General features: G+C 53.7%; 8 protein-coding genes and 1 pseudogene. 2 read left to right on the forward strand and 7 right to left on the reverse strand.

All coding sequences use genetic code 11. The features are described 5' to 3' along the window. Nucleotides 1–171: 171 nt before the first annotated feature. Nucleotides 172–1,197: an aspartate carbamoyltransferase gene (gene pyrB / locus INT22_RS06060; RefSeq protein WP_193067875.1), complete on the forward strand. Its 1,026-nt coding sequence runs from the start codon at nucleotides 172–174 to the stop codon at nucleotides 1,195–1,197. A gap of 15 nt (nucleotides 1,198–1,212) precedes the next feature. Here the strand turns inward: pyrB and ruvX are convergent, their stop codons facing one another. The 7 genes from ruvX to INT22_RS06095 all read right to left on the reverse strand — a co-directional run bounded on the left by ruvX (nucleotide 1,213) and on the right by INT22_RS06095 (nucleotide 6,069). Further along, nucleotides 1,213–1,668 carry a Holliday junction resolvase RuvX gene (gene ruvX / locus INT22_RS06065; protein ID WP_193067876.1) on the reverse strand — a complete coding sequence of 152 codons (456 nt, stop codon included), beginning with the start codon at nucleotides 1,666–1,668 and terminating at the stop codon, nucleotides 1,213–1,215. Nucleotides 1,669–1,680: 12 nt separating this feature from the next. Next, nucleotides 1,681–2,238, reverse strand: a complete 558-nt coding sequence (locus tag INT22_RS06070; protein ID WP_038480025.1) for a YqgE/AlgH family protein — start codon at nucleotides 2,236–2,238, stop codon at nucleotides 1,681–1,683. A gap of 73 nt (nucleotides 2,239–2,311) precedes the next feature. Next, entirely contained in the window at nucleotides 2,312–3,268 is a 957-nt protein-coding gene (gene gshB, locus INT22_RS06075; protein ID WP_193067877.1) for a glutathione synthase, read from the reverse strand. 76 nt (nucleotides 3,269–3,344) lie between these two features. Beyond that, complete coding sequence (locus INT22_RS06080) at nucleotides 3,345–4,049, reverse strand: CvfB family protein (protein WP_009723382.1); 705 nt, start codon at nucleotides 4,047–4,049, stop codon at nucleotides 3,345–3,347. A 259-nt stretch (nucleotides 4,050–4,308) separates the two neighbouring features. Then, nucleotides 4,309–5,064, reverse strand: a complete 756-nt coding sequence (locus tag INT22_RS06085) for a 16S rRNA (uracil(1498)-N(3))-methyltransferase (protein WP_193067878.1) — start codon at nucleotides 5,062–5,064, stop codon at nucleotides 4,309–4,311. 2 nt (nucleotides 5,065–5,066) lie between these two features. Beyond that, on the reverse strand, nucleotides 5,067–5,576 hold the full coding sequence (secB, locus tag INT22_RS06090; RefSeq protein ID WP_193067879.1) for a protein-export chaperone SecB: 510 nt from the start codon (nucleotides 5,574–5,576) through the stop codon (nucleotides 5,067–5,069). Nucleotides 5,577–5,646: 70 nt separating this feature from the next. Continuing rightward, the gene (locus tag INT22_RS06095) at nucleotides 5,647–6,069 is read right to left on the reverse strand and encodes a rhodanese-like domain-containing protein (RefSeq protein ID WP_030071716.1); all 423 of its coding nucleotides are present in this window, start codon (nucleotides 6,067–6,069) and stop codon (nucleotides 5,647–5,649) included. A gap of 251 nt (nucleotides 6,070–6,320) precedes the next feature. On the opposite strand from INT22_RS06095, the pseudogene INT22_RS20335 reads away from it, so the two are divergent. Beyond that, nucleotides 6,321–7,075: pseudogene (locus INT22_RS20335) on the forward strand (2,3-bisphosphoglycerate-independent phosphoglycerate mutase); the annotation flags it as partial.

Here is a 7,075-nt window from a genome sequence, read left to right on the forward strand (position 1 = left end):
CGTACTTTACGGATTCGCTGCCGTTTTGGCAAGGGCTATTTATAGATAAGTGCGAAAAAGTTTTAAGGCAGGCCGTTTGCTAATTGAAAGCGCTTCGACGGCACTCCATTGGCGGTTACACTTATACCAGCTTTATAGCCCCCAACGCCCACCCCCATTCTGAGGTCCGTGATGAGCCAGCATCTATTAACTGTCGATTCATTACAGCGCGAAAGCGTTGACCACCTGCTACGCGTTGCAACGCGTATGGAACCTATTGCCAGCCGTCGCCACGTTACTCGGGTGCTGGAAGGTGCTGTGCTTGGTAATTTGTTCTTTGAAGCGAGTACACGCACACGCGTGAGCTTTAATGCTGCGTTTTGCCGTCTGGGGGGAAGTGTGTGTGACACCACCGGTTTTACTTTCTCTTCTATGGCCAAGGGTGAATCGCTTTACGATACTAGCCGAGTGATGAGTGGCTATTGCGATGCGATTGTAATGCGCCATCCTGATCAAGGATCGGTAGCAGAGTTCGCCGCCGCCACCAATGTGCCGGTAATTAACGGAGGGGATGGCCCAGGTGAACACCCAAGCCAAGCACTGCTTGATCTCTATACGATTGATAAAGAGTTTCAGCGATTAGGTAAATCACTCAGTGGCGCACATATCCTGCTGACCGGTGATTTGAAATATGGCCGCACCGTGCATTCGCTGATCAAGCTACTGTCTCTCTATGATCCGCTGCGCATTACCTTGGTATCTCCACCAGGCCTGGAAATGCCGACTGCGCTGATTGACCTTGTGACGTCTCGCGGGCACCGCGTCGAACAACGTGACTCACTGGCCAGCGACTTCTCCGATCTGGACGTGGTTTACACCACACGCATCCAGAAAGAGCGTTTTACCGATGAAATGAACGAGAGCTTTCAGGGGCTTTCCGACGACTTTATGGTTAATCGCGACTTTCTGGATCAGCGCTGCAGCCAAAGTACGATTGTCATGCACCCACTACCCCGAGATAGCCGCCCTGGCGCCAATGACCTAAACGTGAATCTTAACGGAGACCCACGTTTGGCGATTTTCCGCCAAACTGACAACGGGATCCCCATGCGGATGGCCATTTTTGCCACGCTATTAAAGGTAGATGAGCTGATTGAGAAAGACCTGAGACCAGTGCGCTGGTTTGTGCCATCTCAAACCGGCACTCTAGACCGTTAAGTCATTACATCAGGTTTAATGAGCGATCCGCCCACCAGGAAGTCCTTCTTGGTGGGCAAACCAACCTTCTAGAATAAGCACAGCAGCGATGCCATCGACACTTTCTTCTCGATAGTTACCACGATGGCCTGCCGCATGAGCGATCTGCTTCGCTTCGCGAGTAGAGCCACGCTCGTCAACCATTTCACAGGGCTTGCCATAGCGCCCATGCAGGCGATTACCGAACTTGCGTGACCGCGCGCTCATCGCAGACTCAGTCCCATCCATATTCAGCGGCAAGCCAACCACAAACAAGTCAGGCTGCCACTCTTCTACTAACCGTGTAACAACATTCCAGTCAGGAATGCCGTCTCGAGCGGTTAGCGGCGTTAGCTCGCGTGCGCTATTAAGCAACTCATTACCTACCGCGACACCAATACGCCGAGTACCAAAATCAAATGCGAGTATTAGCCGTTGCCCATGATCAGCCATAAAACTCAACCATCATGCATGCCCCGCGTCGCGGGTCATCAGGTTTAGATCAACGCCCAGTATGCCAGCGGCAGCGGTTAGACGCTCAGCGGGAGGGGTGTTAAACAGTACGCTGCCTTGGCCTTCGACCGTCAACCACGCATTCTCTTTTAGCTCGTCTTCTAATTGCCCAACGTCCCAACCAGCGCAGCCTAGGCACACCAGAAAATCTTCGGGGCCGGTATCGTCGGCAAGCGCCTGAAGAATATCCATCGAGGTGGTAAGCGCGATACCGTCCTCCACCTGGACACTGGAGTCCCACTCTTGGCTGTCACCGATATGCAAAATGAAGCCACGATCCTTATGCATAGGGCCGCCATAATAGACCGGCGCATTACGGTGCGGGCTATCATCGCCTCCCAGCGACAGCTGTTCAAAGAGGGCATCGAGAGTGATTTCAAGTGGACGATTGGCGATGACTCCCATACAACCATTGTGATCATGGTCGCAAAGGTAGATCAGGCTACCGGCAAAATTAGGGTCATCCAAGTGAGGCATAGCCATCAAAAAATGATGCTTAAAGCTTTGCATGCGTCTCCTACGGCTCGCTGAATACTCAGCGAGCCTCGCGTTATTAGGCGAATAGAACGTTCAACGGCATCGGTTAGTCAAGACGACGCTCAATAGCATCCAGCAGCATTCCGGCAATGTCCGTGCCGCGCTGATCATCAATTTCACGTACACAGGTAGGACTGGTGACGTTAATTTCAGTGATGTAGTCACCAATCACATCTAAACCAACAAACATCAGCCCTTTTTCACGAATCATGGGCTGCACCTGCTGAATCAACCAGTGGTCACGCTCAGTCAACTCACGGCTGACACCGCGCCCGCCAGCGGCGAGGTTACCCCGAGTTTCACCCGCCGAGGGAATACGCGCCAGCCCATAGGGCACGGGTTCACCGTCAACCAATAAGATGCGCGTGTCGCCATCTTTGATTTCGGCTAGGTAGCGTTGCGCCATAATTTGCCGCTGGCCACGCAGGGTTAATTGCTCAATAACCGCGCCAATGTTGCGGCCATCAGGGCCGATATGAAAAATCCCTGTACCGCCCATGCCATCAAGGGGTTTGAAAATCACATCACCATGCTCCGCGTGGAAAGCACGCAGGACGTCATCACGACTGGCGACAATGGTGGGCGCACAGCACTGGGGAAACTGCTGGGCAAATAGCTTTTCATTACACTGCAACAGCGCCGCCGTTGGATTCACCACCAGAACGCCTTCCCGCTCAGCAAACCCCAGCAGATGAACCGCATTGATAAAGTCGGCATCGACAGGCGGGTCTTTGCGCATTAGCACAATATCCAACTCCACCAGTGGGCGCTGAGCCGCTTCACCGAGGTCGTACCAATGGTTAGGATCGCGATGCACCGTTAATGGGCGCATACGTGCATAAGCCTGTCCTGCGTTCAAGAAAAGATCTTCTTGCTCCATATAGTGCAGTGTGTAGCCGCGCTCTTGCGCCGCCCACAGCATGGCCATGGTGGTATCTTTCTTGTAAGCGATGTCGCTGATGGGATCCATCACCACACCGAGATGCAACGTTGATTGGCTCATCGGGGTAACATCCATACATGAACAAAAGGTAAGCAGTATGCCGCACTGCCTGCACAGCTCCAACCGTCGCTAGGGACTACTCGCCTTGCCCGTCCGTTAACGCACCCGGTACAAGCCGGATAGCACCAGGCTCTAGGGTAATTAACTGCTGCTTATAAAGTCGCCCGATGGCCTGCTTGTAAGCACTCTTGCTAACACCTAATCGCGTCTTAATATCATGCGCGGAGCTTTTATCACCCAACGCTAGATAACCACCACTTTCACGTAGCGCCTGCAATACCTTATCACCCACTACATCTAAGCGAGCCACGCCCGGGGGGAGCAGGCAAATATCGACACGACCATCTTCGCGGCGCTGCTTTACATAGCCTTTCAGCGACTGCCCGCGGCGCAGCGGCTGGGTAATATCATCTTGATAGATTAATCCCCAATAACGGTGGTTAACCACTACCTTCATCCCAAGGTCAGTACGGTCAGCTACCACCACAGCCACTTCATCACCTTTTTCCAGCGCCCAAGCATCGTCTGTCAAAAAACGATCCAGGCGCATGGTAGCCACAGGCCGCCCTTGGTCATCGCTATACAGCATTACCAGTACCCGCTTACCGGGATCGGGGCGAAAGCGCTGCTCGCTATAAGGCAGCAGTACATCTTTGGGCTGTCCCCATTGCAGAAACGCCCCTGTGCTATTGACCGCCGTCACGGTCAAATAGGCTACGTCACCCAGCTGAGCAGCGGCGTCGCTTGCGGAACGGGGAGAAGAGTGAGACTCACGGACCATGGGTACCGTCCTTACAGAAAGTAGACCTTCATTATGGTGCCTTGCGCACGCAAGGCAAAGCGCAGCCGGTATTCGACAGCGCATAAATAGCGACCGCCACTACTCAACAGGGCAGCAGCCAGCTAGTAAGCACTCACTTATGCATACCGCTAAAAAATAAGCCCCAAAATATTTCTTAAGAATAGGCTCTTAAGAATAAATATTTAAACATGAGCTCTTACAAGTGAGTACAGAGAAGCGAGTGCTGAAAAGTGAGTACTTACACATCACCGAAGTGGTGCTGTAGCAGCGTTAGCGCAACAACAGGTGCCGTTTCAGTACGCAATACTCTTGGACCGAGCGTCAGCGGTGTAAAGCCACCCACAGTGGCCACATTAATATCCGCATCACTTAGGCCACCCTCTGGGCCGATTAAGAGCGCTACTGCAGCGGGGCATGGCTGTTGCGAAAATACATTGCCTGTCGCTAGGTGAAGCATCAAGCGTAACGGCTCTTGCCGCTCGGCCAGCCAATCATCCAGCGCTTTTGGTGGATAGATGGGGGGGACAACCGCTCGCCCACTCTGTTCACAAGCGCTAGCCGCAACCGCCTGCCAGTGAGCCAGTTTTTTCTCTTCACGGTCACCCTTGAGACGTACATCACCCCGCTCAGTGTAGAGCGGGGTAATCGCTGCAACGCCCAGCTCAACGGCTTTTTGAATGGCATAATCCATCCGGTCGCCTTTCGAGATCGCTTGGCCAAGGTGCACCGCTAACGGCGATTCGCCACTACCCGGCCAGACAGCCTCGATGATCACTGTCGTTTGCTTGCGACCAACATCGGCTAAGCGCACGCCAGCCTCTTGGCCATTGCCATCAAACAGCATCAGCGCTGCACTTTCGCCCAGCCGCAGCACTCGTGTCACATGCCGCGCCGGGCCGTCAGGCAGAGTGATGGTTGCGCCCACTGCAAACTCAGCGGGCACATAAAGGCGGGGCATTTTGCCGTGTAAGGCAACCCAGTCAGCAGCATGCATACTTAGTGAGTATTCTCGGCTGCTTGCTGAGCCTGCTGCGCTGAGCGCTGCTTGCGCTGAGCGTACATGGCTTCAAAATTCACCGGTGCCAGCATTAGCGGCGGGAAACCACCACGGTTGACCAGGTTGTCAACGCACTCACGGGCATAAGGGAACAGCAAGTTGGGGCAGAACGCACCCAGAGTTTGTTCCAGCTGTGCCCCTTCAATTCCAGAAATACGGAACAGGCCGGCTTGCTCTACTTCTGCAAGGAACGACGTAGTGCCGGTTTCGCTATCGTTAACCTGGGCAGTCACCTTTACAACCACTTCGTACTGGTCGTCGGCTATTTTCTGGCTAGTGGTGTTCAGATCCAGATTCACCTTAGGCTTAAATGCCTGCTTGAATACGGAAGGTGAGTTCGGCGCTTCAAAGGAAATATCTTTCACATAGATACGCTGTAAAGAGAACTTCAGCTGAGGCTTTTCGCCTTCTGCGGCGCCTGCCTGCGGGGTGTTGTTATCTTCCGCCATTGGGATACTCCTAATTGTTCATCTGCTAAAAAATTGCGCGACAGCGCACGGTTAAATACTTGCTACTTAATTACTTTTTTACCACCGGAAGACCATCGGCCTGCCACTGCACCATGCCACCTCTTAACTTATTGACACGTTCAAAACCTGCCTTAGCAAGTTTTGCCTGGGCAGCACCAGAGCTTTGGCCATGCTTACATACCACGATGATCGGCTGGCTTTTCACTTTCTCCAGTTCATTCATGCGGCTGTCGAGGCTGCTTTGAGGAATATTGCGTGCACCTGCAATATGTCCTGCTTTAAAGTCTTTGCTTTCACGGATATCCAGCACCACCGCATCTTCACGGTTAATAAGCTGAGTCGCCTGGGTAGAGGTCACAGCATGCGTGGCGGCGCTGCGCGCTTCGTACGCCACCCATGCTATTAATACCAGCAAAAACGCCCCGACAAGTAGGGGGTGGTTCATTACGAATTCGAACAGCTGATCGATCATCGTGAACACAATCTCTTGGTCTATGCAGAAAAAAGCGGCCTAGCCGCCTCCAGAAACGCAACAAGTATACACGTCACACGGCATACCGCGCAGGCCATGACGCCCAACGGCTGCCTGCGTTATGATGCCCCATGCGCGCGCCTGTCGCGACCCTGATTATAAGGTGTTGTCTGAAAACTGTTTGAGCAGCCTTCACCAACGTTTCAAACAGCACCCCATATCGCTTGGCTGACCAACATAAAGAGGTTTTCATGGCTACAACTGCACCGCGCCCCGTGGCGCTAATCATCTTAGATGGCTACGGCCACAATCCCGATAGCGCCCACAACGCAGTGGCCGCAGCTAATACGCCCAACATGGACAAACTGTGGGCCAACCGCCCGCACGCCTATGTGCACACCGATGGTCGCCATGTGGGCCTGCCTGACGGGCAGATGGGCAATTCTGAAGTAGGCCATATGAATATTGGTGCCGGGCGTGTTGTGTACCAGGACTTCACCCGCATTACCAAAGCAATTGAAGACGGCGATCTAGACACCAACGAGGTGCTGACCAAGTCCATCGACGAGGCCGTTGCCAATGGCCGCGCCGTTCACTTACTTGGGCTGCTTTCTCCCGGCGGCGTGCATAGCCACGAAGACCACTTTATTGCCATGGCTGAGCTTGCTGCCCGACGCGGCGCGCAGCGCATTTTTATCCATGCGTTTTTAGACGGACGCGATATGCCGCCGCAAAGTGCGCTCCGCTCGATCGAGCGTGCTAATGCACGTTTGGCAGAGTTAGTAGGTGCCGACAATGGCTTTGTTGCCTCGGTCATTGGCCGCTTTTATGCAATGGACCGTGATAACCGCTGGGAGCGGGTTGAGCAAGCCTACCGCTTGCTGACCGATGGCCACGCTGACTTTATTGCTTCCAGCGCTGAAACCGCCCTGCGCGACGCTTACCAGCGCGGCGAAACCGACGAATTTGTCGCTTCAAGCAGTATCCCGCTGAATGGCACCGCCAT

Origin of the sequence: Halomonas sp. 3D7M (assembly GCF_014897885.1) — a bacterium.
Taxonomy (GTDB): Bacteria; Pseudomonadota; Gammaproteobacteria; order Pseudomonadales; family Halomonadaceae; genus Vreelandella.